Raw genomic sequence first — 25,761 nt, forward strand, 5'->3', positions numbered from 1 at the left:
GGCGCGCAAAGCAAACGGCCCGGCGCAAGCGGATCAAATGCAAAAACCCCCGAAGGTTGGATTCGTCCAACTTTCGGGGGCCAGTTCACAGGGCCGGGCCGTTCGATTGCCGCATGGCGGCGACCGCGTCAGGCGGCCGGAACGGCCAAGGGCTTCTTGCCCTTGCCGCGGCCGCGCCGGACAAAGGCCCAGACCTGCACCAGGATGAGCAGCGCGCTGGCGGCGATGAACCACGCGCTGATGGGACGCTCGACGAACACCGACAGGTCGCCGCGCGACAGCAGCAGCGCGCGGCGGAAGTTCTCTTCCACCATGGGGCCCAGCACGAAGCCCAGCAGGATCGGCGCCACGGAGAAATCCAGCGACATCAGGATCGCGCCGATCACGCCGAAGGCCAGCACTTCCCAGATCTGGAAAAGGTTGTTCTGGGTGCTGAACACGCCCACCGCGATGAAGAACAGCGCGGACGGGAACAGGTAGCGGTACGGCACCTGCAGCAGTTTCACCCACACGCCGATCAGCGGCACGTTGAGCACCATGAGCAGCACGTTGCCCACCCAGAAGCTGGCGATCAGGCCCCAGAAGATGTCCGGGTGCTCGGTGATGAGCTGGGGACCGGGCTGGATGCCCTGGATCAGCAGCGCGCCCAGGATCAGCGCCATTACGGCGTCGCCGGGAATGCCCAGGCTCATCGTGGGAATGAAGTCGACCTGCGTCTTGGAATGCGAGGACGCCTCGGGCGCGGCCACGCCGGCGATCATGCCGGTGCCGAACTTCTCGGGCGTCTTGGACACCTTGCGCTCCAGCGCATAGGCCACGAAGGTAGTGATGGTCGGGCCGGTGCCGGGCATGGCGCCGAAGACCGTGCCCACCATGGTGCCGCGAACCATGGGCCAGAAGGCTTTTTTCAGTTCCTGGCGCGACGGGCGCATGTCGCGCAGGCTGAGCTTGGCGCCGCTGCCGATGATGGACATGCGGTTGACGCTCATCAGGAAGTCGGCCACGCCGAACAGGCCCATGGAAATGGCCACCAGCTCCAGGCCGTCGGAGAGGTCGAGCAGCCCGAACGAAAAGCGGATGGTGCCCGTGTTGACGTCCGTGCCCACCACGCCGCACATGAGGCCGAAGATGGTCATGGCCACACCCTTGAGCGGCGAGCCGCGCGACATCGTGGCCCCGGCCAGCAGGCCCAGCAGCATGATGGAGAAGATCTCCGTCGGGCCGAACTTGAACGCCACTTCCACCAGCAGCGGCGAGGCGAAGATCATGACGATGATGCCCACCGAGGCCGCGAAGAAGGAACAGATCATCGTGATGCCCAGCGCCGTGCCCCCCTTGCCCTGCTTGGTCATGGGGTAGCCGTCCAGGCAGGTCACCGCGTGCGGCGGGTGCGAAGGCAGGTTGAGCAGGATCGCGCCAATGGCGCCGCCGTACTGCGAGCCGTAGAAGATGCCGGCCAGCATGAGAATGGCGGGCACGGGATGCATCACGTAGGTGAGCGGCAGCAGAATCGAAATGGCCGACAGCGCGCCCATGCCGGGCAGCACGCCGATGAGGTTGCCCACCAGCACGCCGAAGAACGACCACATCAGGTTGTGGAGCTGGAAGGCAACGCCGAAGCCGTACCAGAGGTCAGTCAGGGATTGGGAAATCATGGCGCATCAGCCCCAGCGAAAGAGCGGAAGCTGCAGTTGCAGCGCCCACCAGAAAACGACCACCGCGATGACGGACATGCCCACCGACAGCAGCAAGGCCTGCTTGATCGTGTTGGTCCGGTCGCCCAGGGCGGAAATGAAAACGATGGCGAAGGTGGCCGGCAGCAGGCCGCCGTAGTGGCCCAGCAGCAGGAACGCCAGGATGCCCAGCAGGATGCAGATGCCGCCGCGCAGGTCGGGCAGGCCGTGCGGATGGCCCTCGACCGGCGCTTCCGCTTCGTCGCCGCCGCTGCTGCGCGCCGACATGGCGATCAGCAGCCCCGTGAGCGCGAGCAGTCCGCCCAGCGCGGCCGGAAAGAATCCCGGTCCCATATGGCTCAATGTGCCGATGTGGTAACCGGTGCCCCCGTAGATCGCCCCCAGGCCGATCAGGACCATCAGGGCGCCCCCGTAGTAGTCCTTTCTATTTGATGTTTGCACTTCCATCCTCCAGATGCAGGGCCGTGCCGGCCCTCGATGCGGCGCTCGGGACGATCGCCGCCCGGCCCTTGACGACAGGCCGGCAGGCAGATTACGGAAGGAAGCTGCTAATCCGCTTTCTATAGACTGTCTGCTTCCTGAATCCGGGGGTAATCCCTGATCGCGTCGCGGGCGGGACGGGCGGCTTTTTTGAAAGCGGAAGCAACGCGGAACGGGAAAGCACGTATCGGCGCGGAAGCCGGCACGCTCTTTCGGGACGGCGCGGGACGCGGGCGGGCTAGGCTTCGGCCGCGCGCGGAAACGGCGAAACCGTGGGCGCCGCGGGCAGCCACAGCACGGCCGCCAGGCCCACGCCGCCCCGGGCGTTGGGTTCTCCGTCGCGCAGTTCGATATCGCCGCCGTTGCGGCGGGCATAGGCCCGCGCGATGGCCAGCCCCAGGCCCGAGCCGGACGAGGAAAGCGGCTTGTCGGTGCCGACCCGCTCGAAGCGCGAGAAGGCGCGCTCGCGCAGCACGGGGTCCAGGCCGGGGCCGTTGTCGGCCACCGAGACCTCGGCGCGCTCGCCCGCCAGCCCCACGCCTACGGTGATGCGCGCGCCGGGGCCCGCATAGTTGATGGCGTTGTGCACGAGGTTGGACAGCGCCTCGTGCAGCTCGGCCTCGTTGCCGCATACGATGGCGGCGAGTTCCCTGCCCTCTTCCGACCCCGCCTGCACCCAGCCGAGATCCTGCTGCCTCTCGTGGGCCAGCGGCAGGTACTGGAGCACCACCTCGCGCGACACGTCGTTCAGGTCGAGAAGCTGGCGCGGCGGCGCCTCGGCCTGGTTGGCGTGCGCCAGCGAAAGCAGTTGCTCGGTCAGGCGGCGCGTGCGGCCCAACTGGTCGACGATGGCGCGCAGGCCCTCGCGCGCCCGCGCCGGATCGGGCTCGCGCAGCGCGTACTGCGCCTGGGTCAGCATGATGGCCAGCGGCGTGCGCAACTGGTGCGAGGCGTCGGCCAGGAAGTGCGACTGCTCGTCGAGCACGCGCCGGTAGCGCGCGATGTGATGGTTGACGGCCTCGACCAGCGGCGCCACTTCGCTGGGCACGCGCGAGGCGTCGAGCGGCGTGAGGTCATCGGGACGCCGCCCGCGGATGTCGGCGCGCAGGCGGCGCAGCGGCTTGAGCGCCCACGACACGCCCCACCATACGAGAAGCACCACCAGGGCCAGCATGCGCGCATCGCGCAGGATCTCCTGGCGGCGCGCCCGGTCTTCGGCCTCGATGCGCTTGCCGGTGCTTTCCGCCACCAGCACCAGGACCTGGCGGTGGCGGCCGTGGTAGTAGAGGTCGCGCAGCACCGACACCACGCGCACGGGATCGTTGCGGTAAACGCTGTCGTAGAAAACGGGCTGGCCGTTGGCGCGCGGCCAGACGGGCGGACGCGGCATGTCGGGCATGCCCAGCAGCGTCTTGCCCTGCTCCTGCGGCACGGGGGAACCGTCGGGCAGCGGCGGGGAGATTTCCTCCATGCGGAAATACTTGCGCAGGCCAGCGCGCGATTCCAGCATCACCTGCGCGTACAGCGGCGTGGCCACCTGCAGCTCGCCCGAGGGCGTGAATTCGAGGCTGCTTTCGAGCACGCGCGCCGGCTCCACCAGGGCGCTGTCATAGGCTTCGTTGGTGATTTCCGCCAGGGTGCGGTAGTCGTTCAGGCTGTCGATGACCAGCAGCGCCACCACGCCGGGCAGCAGCAGGAGGATGAGCAGCGCGCGGATGCCCACGCGCGGCATGCCCGGAATGCGCAGGCTCACGTGTCGGCGGATTCGCTGGCCACGCTTTCGAGCATGTAGCCCAGCCCGCGCACGGTGACGATGCGCACGTCGCTGCCGGCCAGCTTCTTGCGCAGCCGGTGCAGCACGACCTCGATGGCGTCCGGATTGGCTTCGCTGTCGTGGGTGAAGACCTTGCCGAAGAGCTGCGACTTGTCCACCGGATAGCCGCTGCGGGTCAGCAGGGCCGCCAGCGCCGCGTGTTCGCGCGGGGTCAGGAAAAGCAGGGAGCCGTCCAGCGTGAAGGCGCGGCTCTCGCTGTCGTAGGAAAGCGAGCCGCACTGGAGCCGGGGATGCTGGCGGCCCCGGCTGCGCCGCACCAGCGCCGTCAGCCGCGCCTCGAGCTCTTCGAGGGCGAACGGCTTGGTAAGGAAATCGTCGGCGCCCAGGTTGAGGCCGCGCACGCGGTCCTGGAGCGCGCCCTGCGCGGTGAGCAGGAGCACGGGCGTGCGGTCGTCGCGGTTGCGCATCTCGCGCAGCACCACCAGGCCATGCTTGTCGGGCAGGCGCAGGTCCATGACGATGGCGTCGTACTCGGTGCCGGCCATGAAGGCTTCGGCGGTGCGCGCATCGGGAGCATGATCCGGCACGAAGCCGCTTTGCGCGAGCGCGCGCATGAGCCAGGAGGCCATGTCCTGTTCGTCTTCAACCAGCAATATGCGCATGACCGTCCGTTCCTTCGGGCAAATTCTCTGCCGCCCGCGGTCCGTGCACGCGCTGGCGCAGGTAGCGGGTTTCGTGGTGGCGCCGGAAAAGGATAGAGGAAAGCTCGTTCAGGGCCTGGGTGTAGACGTCGCGCTTGAATTCGATCACGGCATCCAGCGGCACCCAGTACTGGCTCCAGCGCCAGGCGTCGAATTCCGGATGCTGCGTCGCGCGCAAGCACACATCGCTGTCGCGGCCGACCAGGCGCAACAGGAACCAAATCTGCTTTTGTCCTTTATAGTGGCCGCGCCACTCACGCCGGACGAAGTGATCGGGCACGTTATACCGTAACCAATCGCGTGTACGCCCCAAAATACGGACATGCTCGGGCTTCAGGCCCACCTCTTCATGGAGTTCGCGATACATGGCCTGCACCGGGCTTTCGCCGTATTTGATGCCGCCCTGCGGGAACTGCCAGGCATGTTCCCGGATCCGCTTGCCCCAAAAGACCTCGTTTCTGTTGTTTACGAGAATGATGCCGACATTGGGACGGTAGCCTTCGCGGTCAAGCATGGGCCACCCCCACCGAATTCAATACAATTACGGACGATTATACGTATCTGCTGCCACCTTTAAACATGCGCGCATCCAACTACCATATCAACACCCTGAAAGAAGCCCCCGCCGAAGCCGAGGTCGCCAGCCACCAGCTCATGACCCGCGCGGGCATGATCCGCAAGCTGGCGGGCGGCATCTACACCTACATGCCGCTGGGTCTGAAGGTGATCCGCAAGGTGGAAGCCATCGTCCGCGAGGAAATGAACGCCGCCGGCGCCATCGAGCTGCTGATGCCGGTGGTGCAGCCCGCCGAGCTCTGGATGGAGTCCGGCCGCTGGGAGCAGTACGGCCCCGAGCTGCTGCGCATCAAAGACCGCCACCAGCGCGACTTCGTGCTGCAGCCCACGTCCGAGGAAGTCATCACGGACATCGCGCGCAACGAGATCCACAGCTACCGCCAGCTGCCGCTGAACTTCTATCACATCCAGACCAAGTTCCGCGACGAGCGCCGGCCGCGCTTCGGGCTGATGCGCGGGCGCGAATTCACCATGAAGGACGCCTACTCCTTCGACCGCGACGAGGCCGGCGCGCAGCGCAGTTATGACAATATGTATCAAGCCTACATGCGCATCTTCGGGCGCCTGGGGCTGGAATTCCGCGCCGTGGCCGCCGACACCGGCTCCATCGGCGGCACGCGCAGCCACGAGTTCCAGGTCATCGCCGACACCGGCGAAGACCTGCTGGTCTACAACGCCGAAACCGACTACGCGGCCAACATCGAACTGGCCGAGGCGGTCAGCCTGATCGCCGAGCGCGCCGCGCCGGCCGAGGCGATGGCCGAGGTGCCCACGCCGGGCGCGGCCAAATGCGAAGACGTCGCCAAGCTGCTGGACCTGCCGCTCGCGCGCACGCTGAAATCCATCGTGCTGGCCACCGACGGCGAAAAGGGCAAGGTGGAAATCTGGCTGCTGATGCTGCGCGGCGACCACGAGCTGAACGAGATCAAGGCGGGCAAGCTGCCCGGCCTGGCCGGCTTCCGTTTCGCGACCGAGGCCGAGATCGTGGAGCACTTCGGCTGCAAGCCCGGCTACCTGGGCCCGGTCAAGACGGCCAAGCCGGTGCACGTCATCGCCGACCGCACCGTGGCGAACATGTCCGACTTCGTCTGCGGCGCCAACAAGGAAGACTACCACCTGCGCGGCGTGAACTGGGGACGCGACCTGCCCGAGCCCGAGCGGGTGGCCGACCTGCGCAACGTGGTCGAGGGCGACCCCGCGCCGGACGGCAAGGGCACGCTTTCCATCCAGCGCGGCATCGAGGTGGGCCACGTCTTCTACCTGGGCAAGAAGTACTCCGAGGCGCTGAAGGCCACGTTCCTGGACGAAACCGGCAAGCCCGCCGTCCTGGAAATGGGCTGCTACGGCATCGGCATCACCCGCATCGTGGGCGCGGCCATCGAGCAGAACCACGACGCCCGCGGCATCATCTGGCCTCGCGCGCTCGCGCCGTTCGAGGTGGTGATCTGCCCGGTGGGCTGGGGCAAAAGTGAAACGGTGCGTGACACCGCCACCCGGCTGTACGAATCGCTGCTCGCGCGCGGCGTGGACGTGGTGCTGGACGACCGCGACGCCCGCCCCGGCGTCATGTTCGCGGAGTGGGAACTGATAGGCGTGCCCCTGCGCGTAACAGTTGGAGAACGCGGCCTGGCCGAGGGTGTGGTGGAATTGCAGGCCCGCCGGGAAACCGAGGCAGCCCGGATTCCCGTGGAAGGCGCCCTGGAACAGGTGCTGACCAAGCTGGACACCCTCTAACCCTATAGTTACTACGGACTTTCGTCCGCCAGACTGCCTATCGTGACCGCAACGAAGTCCGCCGAATCCCTCCTGCAGATACGTGTCTACTACGAAGACACCGACGCGGGAGGGGTGGTTTTCTACGCCAATTACCTCAAGTTCCTGGAACGCGCACGCACCGAGTGGCTGCGCGAACTGGGCGTCAACCAGTCGGCGCTGGCCGCCGGCGAGCAGCGGCTCTTTGTCGTCCGCTCGCTGGACATGGCCTACCGCAAGCCGGCGCGGCTCGACGATTTGCTTACCATACGCAGCCGGGTTACACGACTGGGCCGCGCTTCGATACACTTCGCGCAGCGCGCTGAACGCAACGGGGAACTGCTCGCCGAGGGCAATATCCAAGTCTGCTGCGTCGATGCCATCCATATGCGGCCGACGGAACTTCCGGCCGACCTTCGCGCAAAACTGGAATTCATTCAGGAATAACCATGCAAGTCACCAACGACATGTCGTTGCTTTCGCTGATTTCGCACGCCAGCGTGCCGGTTCAGCTGATTATGTTGATTCTGTTGGGCATCTCGATCATGTCCTGGACGTACATCTTCGCCAAGCGGATGGCGATCAAGCGGGCCAACGAGCAGACCCGCCGCTTCGAAGACGATTTCTGGTCGGGCGGCGACCTCTCCATGCTGCAGCAGGCGGTGGCGTCGCGCCGCGACGAGCAGGGCGCGCTGGCCCGCATCTTCGACGCCGGCATGACCGAATTCCTCAAGGCCCGCCGCAGCAGTCCCGGCGGCGACGCCACGGCGATCCTGGACGGTCCCCGCCGCGCCATGCGCGCCGCCTACCAGCGCGAAATGGACGCCCTGGAATCGCACCTCAACTTCCTGGCCTCGGCCGGCTCGGTGTCGCCATACATTGGCCTGCTGGGCACGGTGTGGGGCATCATGCACGCCTTCATCGGCCTGTCCAACATGCAGCAGGCCACGCTGGCCTCGGTGGCCCCCGGCATCGCCGAAGCCCTGATCGCCACCGCCATCGGCCTGTTCGCCGCCATTCCCGCGGTGGTGGCCTACAACCGCTACACGAATGACATCGATCGCCTGTCCATCCGCTTCGACAGCTTCGTCGACGAGTTCCTGAACATTCTGCAAAGGCAGGTGCGCTAATGCCCTCGGTAAGCTCGCGCGGCCGCGCCGGCCGCCGCATGAAGTCCGACATCAACGTGGTGCCGTACATCGACGTGATGCTGGTGCTGCTGGTCATCTTCATGGTGACCGCCCCCCTCATCACGCCCGGACTGATCCAGCTCCCCTCCGTGGGCGCGGCGTCGGAAGTGCCGGTCAAGCCGCTGGAAGTCCAGATTTCCGAAGACGGCAAGATCGCCCTGCGCATGCGCGAGCCCGGCGCCACGCCTCAGGACATCGCCCGCCCCGAGCTGGTGGCGCAGGTGCGCTCGCGCATCACCGCCGAGACGCCGGTCGTCATCGCGGCGGACGGCAAAGTGCCCTACGAGTCGGTCGTAAAGGTCATGGACGAACTCCGCACCAACGGCATCACCCGCCTGGGGCTGCTGGTGGATCAGTCCCAATCCGGCGCATCCTCGCAGTCCGCTCCCGCCAAGAAACGCTAATGCGACGCTCCCCCGCCGGCCTGGCCGGCATGCAACGCTCATGACGCCACCCCTCATCCGACACCGCAGCGAAAAGCCGGTCCCCCCGCCCACCAACGACAACCGGAACTCCCTGATTCTGGCCGTGGCGGTCCACCTGCTGCTGCTGGTGGCCCTGATCCTGGGCGTGAACTGGCATTCCGAGAACCCCGGCCCCGTCCAGGTCGAACTGTGGGCGGACGGCAACTCGCCGGTATCGCCCCCGCCCCAGCCGCAGCCCGAGCCGCCGAAGCCGCAGCCCGAGCCCAAGCCGGAACCCGAACCGGAGCCCAAGCCCGAGCCGCCGCCCCCGCCGCCGCCGGAAACCAAGCCGCAGGAACAGCCCAAGGCCGAAGCCGATCCCGAAATCGCCCTGCAGGAAGCCAAGAAGAAGCGCGAGGAAGAGGAAAAAGCCCGCGCGGCTGCCGAGGCGGCCAAGGAAAAGGCGCGCCTCGAAGAAGAGCGCAAGCAGGCCGAGCTGAAGGAAAAGAAACGCCTGGAGCAAGAACGCCAGGCCGCCGAGAAGGCCGCGGCTGAAAAGGCCGCTGCCGAGAAGAAGGCCAAGGAAGAGGCGGCGCAGAAGGCGGCAGCCGAGAAGAAGGCCAAGGAAGAAGCCGCCAAGAAGGCCGCTGCGGAAAAAGCCGCCGCCGAGAAAGCGGCTGCCGAGAAAGCCGCCGCCGAAAAGGCCGCGGCCGAGAAAGCGGCTGCCGAAAAGAAGGCCAAGGAAGAGGCCGCCAAGAAGGCGGCCGCCGACAAGGCCCTGAAGGAAGCCTTCCGCAACGACGCCTTGGGCGCCGCCGGCATTCCGGGCGGCACGGCCGACCGCAATCAGGCGGGAGGCGGACGCGACAGCGGCTACGGCGCGAAGGTCCGCGCCTGCGTGCAGCCGGGGGTGGCCTATCCGCCTCCGCCTCGCCGCGGCTCGGAGAACCCCACCGCGCAATACCGGGTACAGTTAGGTTCTGACGGGAAGGTGAATGGCGTTACGCTGACGAGTTCGTCCGGCATCCCGGGCTTCGACCGCGCGGTCGAGACCGGCATCCGCCGCTGCAACCCCTTCCCCAAGCCTTCGACCGGCCGCTACGAGCCCATCATTGACGTTGTCTACAGAATGTATGACTGACAGGAGATTGCTGATCATGACTCCCGCCTACAGCCGACGAGCTCCTTTCCTCGCCCTTTGGCGATCGTACGGACTCGGCCTGTTCATGCTGGCGCTGGCCTGCCTGATGGCCATCAAGCCCGCCCAGGCCCAACTGCGCGTGGACATTTCCGGCACGGGCGCCACCCAGTACCCCGTGGCAATCGCCGATTTCGCCGTGGACGACGCGCACGGGCGCGCCCTGGCCGAGGTCATCCGCGCCGACCTGACCCGCACGGGCCAGTTCCGCCTCATCAACGCCGCGGGTTCCGGCCTGAACGTGGACTCGCCCATTTCGTACGACGACTGGCGCGGCAAGGGCGCCGACTTCATCGCCTACGGCAGCATCTCGCGCGGCCCCGACGGCCGCTACGACGTGCGCTACCGCCTGGCCGACACGGTCAAGAAGGGCCAGCTCGACGGCGTGGCCTTCTCGGGCACGGAACAGGAACTGCGCCGCGTGGCGCACCAGATCGCCGACCGCATCTACGAAAAGATCACCGGCGTGCGCGGCGTGTTCTCGACCCGCATCGCCTATGTGCTCAAGCGCGGCAACACCTACGAACTGCAGGTGGCCGACGCCGACGGCCAGAACCCGCAAGTGGCCCTGCGTTCGCGCGAGCCGATCATCTCGCCTTCCTGGTCGCCCGACGGCAGCAAGCTGGCCTATGTGAGCTTCGAGTCCGGCAAGCCCGTGGTGTACGTGCATACGCTGGCCACCAGCGCCCGCGTGCCGGTGGCGAACTTCAAGGGCAACAACAGCGCCCCCGGCTGGTCGCCCGACGGCACGCAACTCGCCGTGGCCCTGACGCGCGACGGGTTGTCGCAAATTTACATCGTTAGCGCCGCCGGCGGCTCGAATATGAAGCGAGTTACGCGTTCTCCGGGCATTGACACCGAACCGACCTTTACGCCCGACGGCCGTTCCATTATCTTTACCAGTGACCGCAGCGGTGGGCCGCAGATCTATCAGACCGGCCTCGATGGCGGCGACGCTCGCCGTCTCACGTTTAATGGTAGTTACAACATCTCACCCCGAATTTCCCCGGACGGATCGACGTTGCTGTACGTTGCAAGACGCGACGGCGCGTTTCGTATCGCCTCGTTGAACCTGTCCAGCGGTTCCGAAACTCTGCTCACTGACGGACGTGATGACCAGTCGCCGAGTTTCGCGCCCAATGGCATGCAAGTCCTTTACGCCGCCGTGCAGAACGGCCGTAGCGTCCTTGCAGGTGTCTCGAGCGATGGCCGCGTACGGCAAACGCTTTCGGTACTGAACGGGGAAATACGTGAACCGACTTGGGGCCCATTTACCCGATAACACGTGTGACTCTCTTTGCAAAGGAACTATCATGAAGTCGCGCATTGCCAAAAGCCTAACCATCGCCGCTCTGGCTGCCACGCTGGCAGCTTGCAGCTCCGTCCCTCTCGACGAAAACGCGGGTAAGGGCGGAGGCGCTGGCCAAGGATCCTCGGCTTCCGGCCAGATTCTTGATCCCTTCAACCCCCAAAGCATCCTGGCGCAACAGCGCTCGGTATACTTTGACTTCGACAGCTACACGGTGTCGGACCAGTACCGCGGCCTGGTGGAAACCCATGCCCGCTACCTGACCTCGCACCCGCAGCAGAAGATCAAGATCGAAGGCAACACCGACGAGCGCGGCGGCGCCGAATACAACCTGGCCCTGGGCCAGCGCCGCGCCGATGCGGTCCGTCGCATGATGACCCTGCTGGGCGTCAGCGACAACCAGATCGAAACCATCAGCTTCGGCAAGGAAAAGCCGAAGGCGACTGGTACGTCGGAAGCCGATTTTGCGGAAAACCGCCGCGCCGATATCGTTTATCAGCGTTAAGCGCAACTCCGCATTGTTCTAGGCCCCACGACGCGTCGGGACGGTCATCCGGCCGTTCCGGCGCTTTTGTTTTTACACCCGGGAATTTCTTATGCGCGATACCGTTCTGTCCCTGCGTCCCCTCATGGCGGCCACCGGCCTGATGCTGGCGGCACTGGCCCTGCCCGCTCATGCTTTTTCCGACGATGAAGCCCGCAAGGCCATCCTGGACCTGCGCGCGCAAGTCCAGCAGCAGAACGAGCAGAATCAGCGCGCGCGGCTGCAGCTTGCCGACCAGATCCAGTCCTTGCAGCAGGAAATCGCCCAATTGCGCGACCAGCTCGAGCTGGTGTCGCGGCAGCAGCCCGCCGCCAACGGCGGCGCGGCGGCAGGTTCGGCCAACCCGCCCGGCGCGGCGGCCGGCGACGCGCAGGAGCAGGCCGCCTACGACGGCGCCATCGACCTGTTCCGCAAGGGCCAATACAAGGAAGCAGCCGAATCGCTGGCCGCCTTCATCGCCCTCTACCCCAACAGCCAGCTTGCGCCCAGCGCCCAGTTCTACCTGGGCAGCAGCCGCTATGCCGTGAAGGATTTCAAGGGCGCCATCGAGCAGCTCACCGCCATGGTGCAGAAGTCGCCGCAGGACGCGCGCGCGCCCGACGCCCTGCTGGTGATCGCGGGCAGCCAGATCGAACTGAACAACCGCGCTGGCGCCAAGACCACGCTGCAGCGCATCGTGCGCGACTACCCCACCACGCCCGCGGCCAACACGGCCAAGAGCCGGCTGCAACTGCTGCAATAATGTGCCACGGCGCCGGCCCGCCTCCCGGGCGGCCGGGGCGTGTTCAGGAGCGCAGCGCCACGTCGGCCGCCGGAGCGCCCGTCATGGTTTCCAACTGCCGCGGCGTGAGATTGAAGACCGCGTGCGGATGCCCGGCGGCGGCCCATAGCGATTCGTACCCGAAGAGATCTTCGTCCAGCAGCATGACCGGCTTGACGGCGTGCCCGATGGGACACACCCCGCCGATCGCATAGCCAGTGCTCTCGCGCACGAACTTCGCATCGGCCTTGGCCAGCTCGCCCACCCGGGCGGCGACCTTGGCCTCGTCGACGCGGTTGGCGCCGCTGGCGATGACCAGCACGGGCGCATTGTCGGACACGCGCCGGAAAATGATGGACTTGGCGATCTGCGCCACCTCGCACCCCAGCCCCGCCGCCGCCTCGGCGGACGTCTTGCCCGTCTGGGGCAGCACCACCACCGGCTTGTCGTGCCCCAGTTCCAGCAGGAGACGGGCGACGCGTTGCGCGGATTCGGGCAGGGACGATATGAACTCTGGGGACATTGCTCGGGCTCCATTTCCATGAATACCGGCGACCGGCGAAGGCGGTCGGACGGAGCGAACGAGTGTATCAGCCCCGCCGGCGGCCTGCGCCCGGGCCGGCACGGGCTAGAATTCGGCCCAGGCTTTTTCTTCCCGCCCCCCTCCCCGATGCGTTCCGAACCCGTCCTTCCCCTGCAAACCGCCCTCATCGACGGCTATCCCTTGTCCTATACCGTGCATGGCGAAGGCGCGCCCCTGGTGCTGGTGCACGGATCGCTGTCGGACTGCCGCTACTGGAAATCGCAGATGGGTCCGCTGGGCCGCGCGTTTCGCGTGTATGCGCTTTGCCTGCGGCGCTACTGGCCCGAACGCTGGGACGGCGAAGGCGACGGATTTTCGGTCGAGCAGCATGCCGAGGACGTGCTGGCGTTCATCGAAACCGTGGCGGGAGAGCCGGCGCACCTGGTGGGCCATTCGCGCGGCGGCCGGGTGGCGCTCGAGGCCGCCCTGCGCGCGCCGCAGATGCTGCGCAGTCTGACGCTGGCCGATCCCGGCCTGCCGCTGCCGGGCGAAGACGACCGGCGCGGCGGCTTCCGGCAGCGCGCGCTGGACCTGATCCGGCAAGGCGAGGCCGAGCAGGGCCTCGCCTTGTTCGTCGATACCGTGACGGGGCCGCATACCTGGGAACGCATGGTGCCGTGGTTCAAGGAGATGGTGCGCGACAACGCGGGCACGCTGATCGGGCAGGCCCGGGAAACGCCGCCGGCGCTGACGCCCGGGCAGATCGGCAGCGTGGCGCTGCCCACGCTGCTGATCGGCGGCGCGCTCAGCCCCCAGCCCTACCCCGCCGTGCTGGATGCCCTGCAGGGCTGGATGCCCCATGCGCATCGCGTGGACATCGCCGGCTCGTCGCACGGCATGAACCTGGGCAACCCCCGGGCCTTCAACGGCGCCATAGAACAGTTCCTGCGCGGGTGAGCGCGGACGGCAGGCCGCCGTCCGCGCTCGTCACGCCGCCGGCCTGGCCCTCAGCGGCCCGTGCCGTGCGACGCCATCACTTCCTGCGCCACCTGGCGCGGCGCTTCGGCGTAATGCTTGAACTCCATGGTGTAGGTGGCGCGCCCTTGCGTCAGGGAGCGCAGCGATGTGGAGTATCCGAACATCTCGGCCAGCGGCACCTCGGCGCGCACCAGCTTGCCGCCGCCGCCCGCGATGTCTTCCATGCCCTGCACGATGCCGCGCCGGGAGGAAAGATCGCCCATGACGTTGCCGGTGAAATCCTCCGGCGTTTCCACCTCCACATGCATCACCGGCTCCAGCAGCACCGGGTCGGCGCGGCGCATGCCTTCGCGAAAGGCCATGGCGGCGGCCATGCGGAACGCGTTTTCGTTGGAGTCCACGTCGTGGTAGGAACCGAAGAAGAGCGTCACCTTCACGTCCACCACGGGGTAGCCCGCCAGCACGCCGGCGTTGAGCGCCTCGCGTATGCCCTTGTCCACGGCCGGGATGAATTCGCGCGGCACCACGCCGCCCTTGATGGCGTCCACGAACTCGTAGCCCTTGCCGGGCTCCTGGGGCTCCAGCTTGAGCACCACATGGCCGTACTGGCCTCGGCCGCCAGACTGCTTGACGAACTTGCCTTCGACCTCGTCACAGGTCTTGCGTATGGTTTCGCGGTAGGCGACCTGGGGCTTGCCCACCGTGGCCTCGACCCCGAACTCGCGCTTCATGCGGTCGACCAGGATCTCCAGGTGCAATTCGCCCATGCCCGAAATGATGGTCTGCCCGGACTCCTCGTCGGTGCGCACGCGGAACGATGGGTCTTCCTGGGCCAGGCGCCCCAGCGCGATGCCCATTTTTTCCTGGTCGGCCTTGGTCTTGGGCTCCACCGCCTGCGAAATGACCGGCTCGGGAAACGCCATGCGTTCCAGGATGATGACGTGGGAAGGATCGCAGAGCGTGTCGCCGGTGGTGACGTCTTTCAGGCCGACCGCCGCGGCGATGTCGCCCGCGTAGACCTCGGTGATCTCGCGCCGCTCGTTGGCGTGCATCTGCAGGATGCGGCCCAGCCGCTCTTTCTTTTCCTTGGTGGGGTTGTAGATGGAGTCGCCCGACTTGACCACGCCCGAGTAGACGCGGAAGAACACGAGCTGGCCCACGAACGGGTCGGTCATGATCTTGAAAGCCAGGGCGGAGAAGGGCTCGTCGTCGGCCGGATGGCGCTCGATTTCGCGGTCGCGCTGGTCGTGCCCCTTGATGGCCGGCACGTCCACCGGCGAAGGCAGGTAGTCGATGACGGCGTCGAGCATGGCCTGCACGCCCTTGTTCTTGAAGGCGCTGCCGCACAGCATGGGCACGATCTCGTTGGCGATGGTGCGCGCGCGCAGGCCGGCCTTGATCTCGGCCTCGGTCAGCGGCTCGCCGGACAGGTATTTCTCGAGCAGGGTTTCGTTGGCCTCGGCCGCCTTCTCGACCATTTTGTCGTGCCATTCCTGCGCCTGCGCCTGCAGCGCGGGCGGGATGTCGCGGTACTCGAAACGCACGCCCTGGCTGGCCTCGTCCCAGATGATGGACTTCATCTTCACCAGGTCGATCACGCCCTCGAAGTGGTCTTCGGCGCCCACCGGAAGCTGGACCGGCACGGCATCGCCCTTGAGCCGTTCGGCGATCTGGCGCTGCACGCGCAGGAAGTCCGCCCCCACGCGGTCCATCTTGTTGACGAAGGCCAGGCGCGGCACGCCGTACTTGTTGGCCTGGCGCCAGACGGTTTCGGACTGCGGCTGCACGCCGCCCACGGCGTCGTACACCATGACCGCGCCGTCCAGCACGCGCATGGAGCGCTCCACTTCGATGGTGAAATCCACGTGGCCCGGCGTGTCGATGATGTTGATGCGGTGCTCGGGATAGTTGCCCGCCATCCCCTTCCAGAACGCCGTAGTGGCCGCGGACGTGATGGTGATGCCGCGCTCCTGCTCCTGTTCCATCCAGTCCATGACGGCGGCGCCGTCGTGCACTTCGCCGATCTTGTGGGTGATGCCGGTGTAGAAGAGGATGCGCTCGGTGGTGGTGGTCTTGCCGGCATCGATGTGGGCGCTGATGCCGATGTTGCGATACAGATCGATACGCGTCTTGCGAGTCATGGCCTCTTCCCTTGCAGTGAAACACTGGCTGAGACGGCAGGGCCCGCCCGGGCCTCGCCGCGGCAGGCGCGCGCGCCGCGCAACAAAAAGGAATCGCGATGGCGTCGCGCCCGCGCTGATGCTTGCATATTACGCGCCAGCCGGGCAGATACAAGACATGGCCCTGAAGGCGCCCGGGATTTCCGGCCGCCCAACGAAAACGCCCCTCGCGCAAGGCGAGGGGCGTGGTCCGGACATGCACGTTTCCGTGCCCGTGACGGCTATTTCTTTTCTTCCTTGACGCGGTAGACCAGTACCGCGGTGGTGGCCAGCGACAGCACCTTGGCCGTCACGCTGCCCAGCAGCAGGCGCGACAGCCCGCTGCGGCCGTGGCTGCCGATGAAGATGAGGTCGCAGCCGTTGTCGGCGGCGGCCTGGACGATGCCGTCGGCGACGTTGAAATTGGACACGGCGCGCGTCTCGCACTTCACGCCGGCGGTGTCGGCGCGGTCGCTGATCTGCTTGAGGTATTTCTCGGCCTGCTCCGCCGAAGCCTTTTCGTAGTCTTCGTCGGTGATGGCGTAGGCCGCGGCCATGCCGTCGAAGCCGATGGTGGCGGCGAAAGGCTGCGTCACGTAGAGCGCCACGACCTCGGCGCCCACGGAACGCGCGAAGCAAATGCCCGCATTGGCGGCCTGCGCGGACAGCGGCGAACCGTCGGTGGGAATCAGGATCTTCTTGAACATCAGCCTGCTCCTGTTTGAGATGAATTCTTATGCTACCGGAAAGAAGCCGGATTCACATCAGGCTCGCCCCGGAGGCTTGACGGCGGTCAAGCCTGGCGCTCAGCCGAGCTGCTGCGCGGCGGCGAACAGGTTGGTGCAGCGCGTGCCCGTGCGGCAATAGGCCAGCACCGGCCCCGGCAGGGTGCGCAGCAGTTCGGCGAAGCGCTGCACGTCGGCGGCGGTCATGGCGCTGCCCACCACCGGCTGGTATTCGACTTTCAGGCCGGCGGCGACGGCGGCCTTGGACACGTCGGCCGCCGTGGGCTGGTCGGGGCCGCCCTCGAAATCGGGACGGTTGATGATGACGCTCTTGTAGCCGGCGGCGGCGACTTCGGCCATGTCGTCGGGGCCGAGCTGGGGAGCCACGGCAAAGTTCTCGGTGAGGGGCTTGATCGGTACGGACATGGCGGTTCCTTCAGTTGTATGGCTGCGTATTATTATTGCAGGCTCCGCCATCGGCGAAGAGTTTTTCGAGCTCCGTCCAGACCCCGCGCTGCTCGGTCATGGACACCGAAAAGCGCAACATCCGGGACGGCTCCTGGGAGGGCGAAAACAGCGTGCCGGGCGCCAGCAGCATGCCGCGGTCGGCAGCGGCCCGCGCCACCGCCTCGGAATCCCGCCCGCAGTCGGCCCATACGAACATGCCCGCGTGCGGCTCGTGCGGCAGGCGCAGCCCCAGCCGCAGCAGCCCCTTCACGCAGCGCTGCCGCGCGTCGTCCACCCGCTGGCGCACGCGCTCGATGTGGCGCCGGTACTGGCCCTCCATGAGCACGCGGTGCACCACCCGCTCGCCCAGTTCGGGCGACGTCAGCCCGGCCAGCATTTTCAGGTCGGCCAGCTTCTGCAGGATCTGCGGATGCGCCGCCAGGTAGCCCACCCGCAGGCTGGCGGCGAGCATCTTGGAATATCCCCCCGCCAGGATGACGCGATTCAGCCGGTCCAGGGCCGCCAGCTTCACCGCCCCGCCGGGGTGCAGTTCGCCGTAGGTGTCGTCTTCCACCACCAGGAAATCGTGGCGTTCGGCGATGCGCAGGACATCGTAGGCCACGCCGGCCGACAGCGTGTGCCCCGTGGGGTTGTGGACCGCGCTGTTGACGATGAACAGCCTGGGGTGGTGCTGGGCCGCCAGCTTTTCCAGCAGCGCCGTATCGGGGCCGTCGGGGCCTCGGGGCACGCCGATCAGGCGCGCCCCGAAGGCGGCCAGGCGGCCGAAGATCACGAACCAGGCCGGATCCTCGACCAGCACGGTGTCGCCCGGCCGCACCAGGTGGCGCGCGACCAGGTCCAGCCCGTGGGTCACGCCGCAGGTGGTCAGCAGATTGTGCTCGGGATGGGCGGGCACGCTTTCGTTCTGCAGGTGCCCGGCAATCTGCTGGCGCAGCGGCGCGAAGCCCTGGGGATGGCCATAAGACACCAGGTGGCCGCGCACCGACCTGCCCACCGCGCGCACGGCGGCGGCGACCATCTCGGGATCCAGCCATTCCGGCGGGAGCAGGCCCGCGCCGCCCGGCATGCCGGGCGCGGCGCTCTCGCGGAACATGTTGCGCAGCAGCCAGGGCACGTCCACCCGGGCGGAAGGCGGCAGCGTAACCGCCGGCGGCGCGGAGGCCGCCGCCGTAAGCGGTCCGCTGCGCGCGCGCACGAAGAAGCCGGCGCCCCGGCGCGACTGCACCAGGCCGCGCGCGACGAGGCGGTCGTAGGCTTCCACCACGGTGAAGCGGCTGACGCCGGACTGCTCGGCCATCTTGCGGATGGAGGGCAGCCTCGTGCCCGGGCGCAGGCCCTGCTCGTCGATGCGCCGCGCCAGGCTGTCGGCCAGTTGCGCCACCAGGGTGGCGTCGGCCTGGCGCACCGGCAGCCAGGGGGATCCCGGGAGGGCGGAGGAAGGGACTGTCATGGGAATTTCACCAGGCCAGTTATCGAAGTGAACCGTTAAAGTGTATAGGTACTGTATCGCTGACTGTGCGTAGAGTGACAGCAAATCCAGCCCGCGGCAAGCGGGCCGGTCCAGGCGGGCAGGCCCCACGGGCCGGCCCGTTCCCCTTTACAGGCGATCCATGATCCGTCCCGCCCCGTCTTCCTGTATCGATCCCGGCCTCGCGCCCCCCGCCGCTCCCGTCTGGGAGGGCTACGGCTACGGCCTGCTCGGCGTGCTGGTGTTTTCGCTGACCCTGCCCATGACGCATGTCGCGGTGGCCGAGCTGCCCGCGCTGCTGGTCGGCCTGGGCCGCGCGCTCGTCGCGGCCGTGCCGGCCATTGCGCTGCTCGCGGCCACGCGCAGCCGGCGGCCGGACGCCCGCGAATGGCCCGGCGTGGTCCTGGCGGCGGCGGGCATCGTGGTGGGCTGGCCGCTCGCCTCCTCGCTCGCCATGCAGAGCGTGCCCTCGTCGCACGGGGCGGTTTTCAATGGCCTGCTGCCGCTGTCCACCGCCGCTTTCGCCGCTCTGCGCAGCGGCGAGCGCCCCTCGCCGGCATTCTGGGCCTGGGCGCTGGCTGGCGCCGCTCTCGTCACGGCCTATGCGCTGCGGCAAGGGCATGGCGCGCTGCAGCCCGGCGACCTGTGGCTGCTGGCGGCGGTCGTCCTGGGCGGCCTGGGCTATGCCGAAGGCGCGCGGGCCTCGCGCACCCTGGGCGGCTGGCGCACCATCTGCTGGGCGCTGGCGATCAGCGCGCCGGTGGTGGCCGCCCCCGTGGGCTGGATGGCGGCCCAGGCGCAATGGCCCTCGGCCGCAACGGGGGCGGCCTGCGCCTACCTGGCTTTCGGCTCCATGTTTCTGGGCTTTTTCGCGTGGTATCGTGGCCTGGCCGTGGGCGGCATCGCCCGGGTGGGACAAGTGCAGCTGCTCCAGCCCTTTCTCACCGTGGTCGCCGCGGCGCTGTTCTTCGGCGAAGCCGTGACGCCTTCCACCTTCTTCTTTGCCGCAGCCGTGATTCTCGTCATCGCGGGTGGCCGGCGCGCCATCGTCAGGAACGCAAAATGAGCCTCTCCCCCCTTGCCCTGTCCGACGTGCCCCTGGCCTCGGCTTCGCTGCTGGGACCGCTTGCGCTTTTCGCACTGGTGAGCTCCATCACGCCCGGGCCCAATAATGTCATGCTGGCCTCGTCCGGCCTCAATTTCGGCTTCCGCCGCACGGTGCCGCACCTGCTGGGCGTCACCCTGGGCTTTGCCTTCATGATTTTCCTGGTGGGCCTGGGGCTGGGTTCGGTGTTCCAGCGCATCCCCGCGCTCTATACGGTGCTGAAGTACGCCGGCGCGCTGTATCTGCTGTATCTGGCCTGGAAGATCGCCAATGCCGGCGCGATGGAAGACGGAACCGTGCGGGGCAAGCCCTTCACCTTCCTGCAGGCGGCCGCCTTCCAGTGGGTCAACCCCAAGGCCTGGGTGATGGCCGTGGGCGTGGTGGCGACCTACACCCCGCAGGCCGGCTTCTTCGCCAATCTGGTGCTGGCCACCGTGGTTTGCGGCATCGTCAACCTGCCCAGCGTGGGCATCTGGGTCGCATTCGGCACCGCCCTGCGCCGGCTGCTGCACAAAGCCTGGGCGGTGCGCGCCTTCAACGTGACCATGGCGCTGTTGCTGGTGGCCTCGCTCTATCCGGTGGCGCTGGACCTGGTCCGCTGACGGCGGGCCGGGACCGCCCGGCCGGGGCGGCGTTAAGCCAGGTTAAGCCAGCAGCCCCGCCACCACCGCCGGCGTGACGAGCACGTTGAAAAGCCCCGCCATCACCATGACCAGCCCGGCCACGGCGCCCTCTTCGGCCGCGAACTCGCGGGCCTTGGCGGTGCCCGCGCCGTGCGCGCCCATGCCGAAGAGCGCCCCGCGCGCGAGCGCCGAGCGCAAGGGCAGCCAGCGGCGCATCAATTGGCCGATGGCCGCGCCGAACACGCCGGTAACGATGACGAACACCGCCGTCAGGTCGGGCACGCCGCCCATGTGCGAGGACACGGCCACGGCGAACGGCGTGGCCACCGAGCGCGGCAGCAGGCTCAGGCGCAGGTCGGCGGGCAGGCCGAGCAGCGCGCCCAGCGCCCAGGCGCTCGCACCGGCGATCAGGCTGCCCACCGCCACGCCGGCGGCCAGCACCGGCCAATAGCGGCGGATGAGGGCGCGCTGCTCGTACAGCGGCAGGGCGAACGCCACGATGACCGGGCTCAGCATGGCCATCAGCCAGTGCGATCCGGACATGTAGTCGCGATAGCCGGCGTGCAGCGCAATGGCCAGCGCCAGCAGCAGCGCCGGCGCCACCACCAGCGTCGAGGTCCACCAGTAGGCGTAGCGCCGGTAGAAGAGGCGCGCGCAGACATAGGCCAGCACAGTCGCTGCCGGCCAGAACAGCATGTTGAATTCATGGGGCATGGCGGTTCATCCAGCGATAGCACAGGTCGATGGTGAGCGCGGTGCCGGTCATGACCAGCGCCGTGCCCAGCACGATGGCCAGCAGCAGTTTCAGCCCGAGCATGCCCAGGAATTCGCGGTGATCCAGCAGGGACATGACTGCCGGCACGAAGAACAGCAGCATCTCGCCCAGCAGCCAGCTCGCGCCGCGGTGCACGTTGCGCACGCGCAGCCGGCGGGTGGCCAGGAGGACGAGCACCAGCGCCATGCCGATGACGCCGCCGGGCACGGGCAGGCCGGTGGCGGCCGCCACGGCCTGGCCGACGAGCGAAAAGGCCACGATGAGCGAGATCTGCAGCAAGCGGCTGCGCCGCAGGGCGCTGCGGGCGAGAAGAAGAAAACGGGAGCGGGCCATGATGTTGCGGTTCCTGCGTCAGGCTGTTGTTTTACGCCAGCTCCAGCCATAGATAAAATGAATTCATTGCATTCTGCGCATTCCAATATGGCATAGCATGGACATACGCCCGTTGCGCGCCCTGGTGGAGGTGGTCCGCCAGGGCGGGTTCTCCCAGGCCGCCAAGGTGATCTACGCCACCCAGCCCACCGTGAGCAAAGCCGTGAAACAGCTCGAAGACGAAGTGGGCATGCCCTTGCTGGACCGCAATGCGCAGCCGCCCCGGCTCACCGAAGCGGGCCGGATCGTGTACCGCCGCGCGCTCACCATACTGGCCGAACGCGACGATCTCTATGCCGAGCTGGACGAGCTGCGCGGGCTGCGGCGGGGCGTGCTCCGGCTGGGGCTGCCGCCGCTGGGCAGCAGCGCGCTTTTCGCGCCGCTGTTCGCCGATTTCCGCAGCCGCTACCCGCACATCGAAATCAGCCTGGTGGAGCACGGCAGCCGCCGCCTGGAAGAAATGGCGCTGGCCGGCGACATCGAGCTGGCGGCCTCGCTGCAGCCCGTGCCCGAACATTTCGAGTGGCAGCCCGTGGCGCGCGAGCCGTTGCTGGCGCTGCTGCCGGCCGACCACCCGAAGGCGCGCGCCGAATCGGTCAGCCTGCGCGAACTGCGCGAATCTCCCTTCATCTTGTTCGAAACCGGCTTCGCGTTGAACCGCATCCTGCTCGATGCCTGCCAGCGCGCGGGCTTCGCGCCGAGCATCGCGGCTCGCAGCGGCCAGACCGATTTCATCGTGGCGCTGGTGGCCGCCGGCCTGGGCGTGGCGTTCCTGCCGCGCATCAAGGCCAACGAGGAACTGCACGCGGGAGTGTGCCGGGTGCCGCTGCGCGACGCCCGCACCGACTGGGAAATGGTGCTGGTGTGGCGGCGCGGCGGTTATCTCTCGCACGCCGCCCAGGCGTGGCTGGCCCTCACCCGGGAGGTGTACGGCGCCTCGGCCTGACGCGCCGGCATGCATATCGGGTATGCTGAAACCCCGCCCGAGCATCACCGGCGCTTCATCGTCATGCCCGCCCTGCCCCGCCTTACCCTGCGCCGCTTTCTGGCCGCTTCATTCCTTGCCGCCGCAAGCGTGGTGGGCTGTTCGCAACTCGACTCCTGGCAGCGCGAGGCCATTTTCTCGCCGCAGACGCAGCCCCAGAGCTGGTGGCGCGAGCCCGCCGCGGGCACCGAGGTGTTCGACCTCGTCCTGGCCAATGGCGACAAAGTGCGCGCCTGGTACCGGCAAAGCCGCCTGGCCGGCGCCCCCACCGTGCTGTATCTGCACGGCGCGCGCTGGAACCTGAACGGCAGCGCTTTCCGCATCGAAGGGTGGGCGCGCATGGGATATTCCGTGCTGGCCATCGATTACCGCGGCTTCGGCGCCTCGACGCCCAGACTGCCGTCCGAAAGCAGCGCCCAGGAAGACGCCGAGGCCGGGCTGCGCGAACTCGCCCGTCGCCAGCCCGACCCCGCGCGCCGCTTCGTCTACGGCCACAGCCTGGGCGGCGCCATCGCCATCGACCTCGCGGCCCGGCCCGACCTGCCCGATTTCGCCGGGCTGATCGTGGAGTCGAGCTTCACCAGCATCAGCGCCATGCTGGGCACGCTCAAATGGGGCAAGGTGCCCGGCGCGAGCCTGCTGGTGACGCAGCCCTTCGATTCGGTGGACAAGCTGGCGGCCATGCACACGCCCATGCTGTTCCTGCACGGCACGGCCGACCGGGTAGTGCCGCACACCATGAGCGACGAACTGTTCGCCGCCGCGCGCGGCGTGGCGCCGGACCTGAAGCGGCTGGTGAAGATAGAAGGCGCCTCGCATTCGGGCGCCTTCCGCAGCGGCGCCCAGTATGAGGACGCGGTGCGCGGCTTCATGCGGGACGCGAGCCGCGCCTACCGCAAGAAAACCGGCTAGCCCCCGGTCCGCGCCGCCGGCCTCAGGCGCACGACTGGCCGGCGCGCCCGGGCCTGCTGGCCCGGCGTTCCAGCCATGCAATGACGCGCGCGCGGGACTTGTCGTAGGCCAGGTTGTAGAAAAACGCGTAGGGCAGGTAGAAGAGCACCAGCGCGATATCGAGCACGAACGCCTGCCACAGGCTGATGCCCAGCCACCAGGCCGCCAGCGGGATCACGATAAGCAGCAGGCCGAGCTCGAAGCCGCAGGCGTGCACCACCCGCAGGCGCAGGGTGCGCGTCCACCCCATGCGGTTCTCGAGGCGGTCGAAGCCGGCGTTGTAGACCATGTTCCACAGCAGGGCGATGAGGGCAATGACCGCCGTGAGCACGCCCATGTCCCAGAGCGGCTTGTCCATGGCCCAGGCGGCCGCGGGCGCGCACAGCCCGATGGCCAGGATTTCGAACAGGAAGGCATGGAAGAAGCGTTCTTTGAGGGATTTTGCTGCTTGGGTCATGATGGATTCCGTTACCGCGAACCGGCGTGGAAACGCTATTGTTCCGGAGAAATCCGCTACCATAAAGATAGTTTTCATCGGAAAAACCGATAATCATGCGCCATTCCCTGGAATCGCTGGCGGCCTTCGCCCAGGTCGCCTCGCTGGGCAGCTTCTCCGCGGCTGCCCGCAAGCTGGGCAAGAGCCAGTCCACCGTGAGCGAAACCATCGCCAACCTGGAAGTGGATCTCAATGTCGGCCTGTTCGACCGCAGCCAGCGCCAGCCCGTGCTGACCGAAGCCGGCCAGGTGCTGCTGGCGCAGGCGCTGCAGGTGCTGGCCGCCAACGACAGGCTGAACCGCAGCGCGGCCCAGCTCGCCGCCGGGCTGGAGCCCCGGCTGACCGTCGTGCTGTCCGACACCTTCCAGTCCGAGACATTCGAGTCCATGCTGCGCGACATCGACCAGCGCTATTGCGCGCTGCGCTTCGAATGCCTGATCGCCGAATACGAGGACGTGGTGGCGCTGGTCCAGGAGGGCCGCGCGCACCTGGGCCTGATGGCGGCGCAGGAAAGCTATCCGCCCGACATCGCGCACGCCAGCCTGGCGGAGAACTCCGAAATCGTGCTGTGCGTGGGCAAGACCCATCCGCTGGCCGCGCTGCCGCGCGTCACGCACGACCACCTGCGCGGCGAACGCGAACTGCGCCTGAGCACCTACGAACTGGACGACAGGATGCCGACGCCCTCTTCCTCGACCTGGTCGGCGCCCGGCTACCTGATGCTGCTGGAAATGGCCAGCCTGGGCTTCGGCTGGACCGAGCTGCCGCGCTGGATGCTGCAGCGGTTCGGCGGCGGAGAACTGGTGGAACTCGACGTGCCGGGCTGGCCGCGCAGCATCCGGGTCGATGCGGTGTGGTCCACGCGCCGCACGCTGGGTCCGGCCGCGGCCTGGCTGCTGCGCCGCCTCACCGAAACCTAGTCCGCCAGCCGGCCGATGCGCACCCCGTTGGCGCGCATCCATTCGCCCAGCGGCGCGCAGGCCAGCACGTCGAACTCGGCGCGCCGCTGCCGGGCCAGGGCATCGCCGCCCGTCTCGTGCAGCGCCGGATGGCACATGAGAACATCGCCGTCGCGCGCGTTGAACAACCAGTGCTGCAGCAGCCGCGCATAGTGTCGCCTGCCTCCCTCGAAGCCGTAGACGCCGAGCAGCCTCCGGTTGGTGCGCATGCCGCGCGTGGCGGCCTCCCGCGCCAACCCGCCCGCGCCCAAGGCGCCGATGAGGCGGGCCTTGCAGGCGGCTTTCCAGGGCAGCCCGTCCAGCCCGCCCGGCGCGGTGAACCGCAGCCAGGGCCGGCGCGCCGCGCCATACCGGCGCGCCATTTGCGCCAGCAGGCGGCTGCGCACGCCCGGCAGCTGATGCACGTGCTGGTGGCCGTCCACGTAATCGGGCGCGCAGCCGAACGCCGCTTCGAACGCGTCGAATTGCCGCGCGATCTGCGCGTCGAGCCAGCGTGTGTCGAGCCGCCCGGCATAGGCGCGCAAAATCAGCGACCGCAGGCCCGGCAGGGGATCGCAGGCTGGCTCCAGCGTCTGCGTGAGGTTCAGGTGCAGGCCCCGCTCCACGTCGTGCCGGGCCAGGCGCGGCGCGCCGGCGCGAAACGACGGACCCAGCGACAGGCAGCTCACCGCGCTCAGCCGGCCCATGGCCGCCAGCCGCAGCATGCCTTCATCGATCGCGGCATTCATGCCAAAATCATCGCCGCAGACCACAATGCGTTTGCCCAACTCCTTACCTCCGCCACATTCCCGA

Annotated in this window: 28 protein-coding genes; 14 read left to right on the forward strand and 14 right to left on the reverse strand. The window is 67.8% G+C overall.

Annotated elements, in window-relative coordinates; genetic code table 11:
* Positions 1 to 128: 128 nt before the first annotated feature.
* The 5 genes from NGJ44_RS10340 to NGJ44_RS10360 all read right to left on the reverse strand — a co-directional run bounded on the left by NGJ44_RS10340 (position 129) and on the right by NGJ44_RS10360 (position 5,163).
* Positions 129 to 1,655 (reverse strand): tripartite tricarboxylate transporter permease, encoded by a 1,527-nt coding sequence (locus NGJ44_RS10340; RefSeq protein ID WP_053243985.1) that lies wholly within the window; start codon positions 1,653 to 1,655, stop codon positions 129 to 131.
* A gap of 6 nt (positions 1,656 to 1,661) precedes the next feature.
* Positions 1,662 to 2,141 (reverse strand): tripartite tricarboxylate transporter TctB family protein, encoded by a 480-nt coding sequence (locus NGJ44_RS10345; RefSeq protein ID WP_200907973.1) that lies wholly within the window; start codon positions 2,139 to 2,141, stop codon positions 1,662 to 1,664.
* Between the two features lie 271 nt (positions 2,142 to 2,412).
* The gene (locus tag NGJ44_RS10350; RefSeq protein ID WP_251863936.1) at positions 2,413 to 3,906 is read right to left on the reverse strand and encodes a sensor histidine kinase; all 1,494 of its coding nucleotides are present in this window, start codon (positions 3,904 to 3,906) and stop codon (positions 2,413 to 2,415) included.
* Between the two features lie 17 nt (positions 3,907 to 3,923).
* Positions 3,924 to 4,610, reverse strand: a complete 687-nt coding sequence (locus tag NGJ44_RS10355; protein ID WP_053243983.1) for a response regulator — start codon at positions 4,608 to 4,610, stop codon at positions 3,924 to 3,926.
* Positions 4,591 to 5,163, reverse strand: coding sequence for an RNA pyrophosphohydrolase (locus NGJ44_RS10360; protein ID WP_053243982.1), 573 nt, complete (start codon positions 5,161 to 5,163; stop codon positions 4,591 to 4,593). Before NGJ44_RS10360 ends, NGJ44_RS10355 begins: the two co-directional genes overlap by 20 nt.
* Positions 5,164 to 5,228: 65 nt before the next feature.
* Here NGJ44_RS10360 and NGJ44_RS10365 point away from each other — a divergent pair, with 65 nt between their 5' ends.
* From NGJ44_RS10365 to ybgF, 8 genes are all read left to right on the forward strand, one after another.
* Positions 5,229 to 6,959, forward strand: coding sequence for a proline--tRNA ligase (locus NGJ44_RS10365; protein WP_053243981.1), 1,731 nt, complete (start codon positions 5,229 to 5,231; stop codon positions 6,957 to 6,959).
* 42 nt (positions 6,960 to 7,001) lie between these two features.
* Complete coding sequence (ybgC, locus tag NGJ44_RS10370) at positions 7,002 to 7,424, forward strand: tol-pal system-associated acyl-CoA thioesterase (protein ID WP_053243980.1); 423 nt, start codon at positions 7,002 to 7,004, stop codon at positions 7,422 to 7,424.
* A gap of 2 nt (positions 7,425 to 7,426) precedes the next feature.
* Positions 7,427 to 8,107, forward strand: coding sequence for a protein TolQ (gene tolQ / locus NGJ44_RS10375; protein WP_053243979.1), 681 nt, complete (start codon positions 7,427 to 7,429; stop codon positions 8,105 to 8,107).
* The gene (gene tolR, locus NGJ44_RS10380) at positions 8,107 to 8,571 is read left to right on the forward strand and encodes a protein TolR (protein ID WP_053243978.1); all 465 of its coding nucleotides are present in this window, start codon (positions 8,107 to 8,109) and stop codon (positions 8,569 to 8,571) included. Before tolQ ends, tolR begins: the two co-directional genes overlap by 1 nt.
* A gap of 40 nt (positions 8,572 to 8,611) precedes the next feature.
* Positions 8,612 to 9,712 (forward strand): cell envelope integrity protein TolA, encoded by a 1,101-nt coding sequence (gene tolA, locus NGJ44_RS10385; RefSeq protein ID WP_251863856.1) that lies wholly within the window; start codon positions 8,612 to 8,614, stop codon positions 9,710 to 9,712.
* Between the two features lie 16 nt (positions 9,713 to 9,728).
* On the forward strand, positions 9,729 to 11,051 hold the full coding sequence (tolB, locus tag NGJ44_RS10390; protein WP_053244000.1) for a Tol-Pal system beta propeller repeat protein TolB: 1,323 nt from the start codon (positions 9,729 to 9,731) through the stop codon (positions 11,049 to 11,051).
* A 31-nt stretch (positions 11,052 to 11,082) separates the two neighbouring features.
* Positions 11,083 to 11,583 (forward strand): peptidoglycan-associated lipoprotein Pal, encoded by a 501-nt coding sequence (gene pal / locus NGJ44_RS10395; RefSeq protein WP_053243977.1) that lies wholly within the window; start codon positions 11,083 to 11,085, stop codon positions 11,581 to 11,583.
* 91 nt (positions 11,584 to 11,674) lie between these two features.
* Positions 11,675 to 12,364 (forward strand): tol-pal system protein YbgF, encoded by a 690-nt coding sequence (gene ybgF / locus NGJ44_RS10400; RefSeq protein WP_053243976.1) that lies wholly within the window; start codon positions 11,675 to 11,677, stop codon positions 12,362 to 12,364.
* Between the two features lie 43 nt (positions 12,365 to 12,407).
* Here ybgF and NGJ44_RS10405 read toward each other — a convergent pair whose 3' ends face one another.
* Positions 12,408 to 12,905, reverse strand: coding sequence for a YbaK/EbsC family protein (locus NGJ44_RS10405; RefSeq protein ID WP_053243975.1), 498 nt, complete (start codon positions 12,903 to 12,905; stop codon positions 12,408 to 12,410).
* Positions 12,906 to 13,052: 147 nt separating this feature from the next.
* Here NGJ44_RS10405 and NGJ44_RS10410 point away from each other — a divergent pair, with 147 nt between their 5' ends.
* On the forward strand, positions 13,053 to 13,862 hold the full coding sequence (locus NGJ44_RS10410; RefSeq protein WP_053243974.1) for an alpha/beta fold hydrolase: 810 nt from the start codon (positions 13,053 to 13,055) through the stop codon (positions 13,860 to 13,862).
* 50 nt (positions 13,863 to 13,912) lie between these two features.
* Here NGJ44_RS10410 and fusA read toward each other — a convergent pair whose 3' ends face one another.
* From fusA to NGJ44_RS10430, 4 genes are all read right to left on the reverse strand, one after another.
* The gene (gene fusA, locus NGJ44_RS10415; RefSeq protein ID WP_053243973.1) at positions 13,913 to 16,024 is read right to left on the reverse strand and encodes an elongation factor G; all 2,112 of its coding nucleotides are present in this window, start codon (positions 16,022 to 16,024) and stop codon (positions 13,913 to 13,915) included.
* Between the two features lie 260 nt (positions 16,025 to 16,284).
* Positions 16,285 to 16,749: a universal stress protein gene (locus NGJ44_RS10420; protein ID WP_251863857.1), complete on the reverse strand. Its 465-nt coding sequence runs from the start codon at positions 16,747 to 16,749 to the stop codon at positions 16,285 to 16,287.
* A gap of 99 nt (positions 16,750 to 16,848) precedes the next feature.
* Entirely contained in the window at positions 16,849 to 17,193 is a 345-nt protein-coding gene (locus tag NGJ44_RS10425) for a protein tyrosine phosphatase family protein (protein ID WP_053243971.1), read from the reverse strand.
* Positions 17,194 to 17,203: 10 nt separating this feature from the next.
* Entirely contained in the window at positions 17,204 to 18,640 is a 1,437-nt protein-coding gene (locus NGJ44_RS10430) for an aminotransferase-like domain-containing protein (protein ID WP_251863937.1), read from the reverse strand.
* Positions 18,641 to 18,845: 205 nt separating this feature from the next.
* Between NGJ44_RS10430 and NGJ44_RS10435 the strand changes: the two genes are divergently transcribed.
* The gene (locus tag NGJ44_RS10435) at positions 18,846 to 19,769 is read left to right on the forward strand and encodes a DMT family transporter (RefSeq protein ID WP_251863858.1); all 924 of its coding nucleotides are present in this window, start codon (positions 18,846 to 18,848) and stop codon (positions 19,767 to 19,769) included.
* The gene (locus NGJ44_RS10440) at positions 19,766 to 20,410 is read left to right on the forward strand and encodes a LysE family translocator (protein WP_053243968.1); all 645 of its coding nucleotides are present in this window, start codon (positions 19,766 to 19,768) and stop codon (positions 20,408 to 20,410) included. The genes NGJ44_RS10435 and NGJ44_RS10440 overlap by 4 nt, the downstream gene beginning before the upstream one ends.
* Positions 20,411 to 20,452: 42 nt before the next feature.
* Here the strand turns inward: NGJ44_RS10440 and NGJ44_RS10445 are convergent, their stop codons facing one another.
* Together NGJ44_RS10445 and NGJ44_RS10450 are read right to left on the reverse strand one after the other, a co-directional pair.
* Positions 20,453 to 21,145 carry an LrgB family protein gene (locus tag NGJ44_RS10445; RefSeq protein WP_251863859.1) on the reverse strand — a complete coding sequence of 231 codons (693 nt, stop codon included), beginning with the start codon at positions 21,143 to 21,145 and terminating at the stop codon, positions 20,453 to 20,455.
* The gene (locus NGJ44_RS10450) at positions 21,135 to 21,539 is read right to left on the reverse strand and encodes a CidA/LrgA family protein (protein ID WP_251863860.1); all 405 of its coding nucleotides are present in this window, start codon (positions 21,537 to 21,539) and stop codon (positions 21,135 to 21,137) included. Before NGJ44_RS10450 ends, NGJ44_RS10445 begins: the two co-directional genes overlap by 11 nt.
* Before the next feature lie 97 nt (positions 21,540 to 21,636).
* Here NGJ44_RS10450 and NGJ44_RS10455 point away from each other — a divergent pair, with 97 nt between their 5' ends.
* Both NGJ44_RS10455 and NGJ44_RS10460 read left to right on the forward strand, forming a co-directional pair.
* Complete coding sequence (locus NGJ44_RS10455) at positions 21,637 to 22,524, forward strand: LysR family transcriptional regulator (RefSeq protein ID WP_251863861.1); 888 nt, start codon at positions 21,637 to 21,639, stop codon at positions 22,522 to 22,524.
* 63 nt (positions 22,525 to 22,587) lie between these two features.
* A complete protein-coding gene (locus NGJ44_RS10460; protein WP_251863938.1) occupies positions 22,588 to 23,475 on the forward strand; it encodes an alpha/beta hydrolase in 888 nt (295 codons plus the stop codon).
* Between the two features lie 22 nt (positions 23,476 to 23,497).
* On the opposite strand, the gene NGJ44_RS10465 is transcribed toward NGJ44_RS10460, so the two are convergent.
* Positions 23,498 to 23,971: a multidrug/biocide efflux PACE transporter gene (locus NGJ44_RS10465; RefSeq protein WP_251863862.1), complete on the reverse strand. Its 474-nt coding sequence runs from the start codon at positions 23,969 to 23,971 to the stop codon at positions 23,498 to 23,500.
* Positions 23,972 to 24,066: 95 nt separating this feature from the next.
* Here NGJ44_RS10465 and NGJ44_RS10470 point away from each other — a divergent pair, with 95 nt between their 5' ends.
* Positions 24,067 to 24,930, forward strand: a complete 864-nt coding sequence (locus tag NGJ44_RS10470) for a LysR family transcriptional regulator (protein ID WP_251863863.1) — start codon at positions 24,067 to 24,069, stop codon at positions 24,928 to 24,930.
* On the opposite strand, the gene NGJ44_RS10475 is transcribed toward NGJ44_RS10470, so the two are convergent.
* Positions 24,927 to 25,697 (reverse strand): ChbG/HpnK family deacetylase, encoded by a 771-nt coding sequence (locus tag NGJ44_RS10475; protein WP_353506952.1) that lies wholly within the window; start codon positions 25,695 to 25,697, stop codon positions 24,927 to 24,929. The genes NGJ44_RS10470 and NGJ44_RS10475 overlap by 4 nt on opposite strands.
* Positions 25,698 to 25,761 lie beyond the last annotated feature (64 nt).

This window comes from Achromobacter sp. Marseille-Q4962 (assembly GCF_943737005.1).
Taxonomy (GTDB): domain Bacteria; phylum Pseudomonadota; class Gammaproteobacteria; order Burkholderiales; family Burkholderiaceae_B; genus Achromobacter.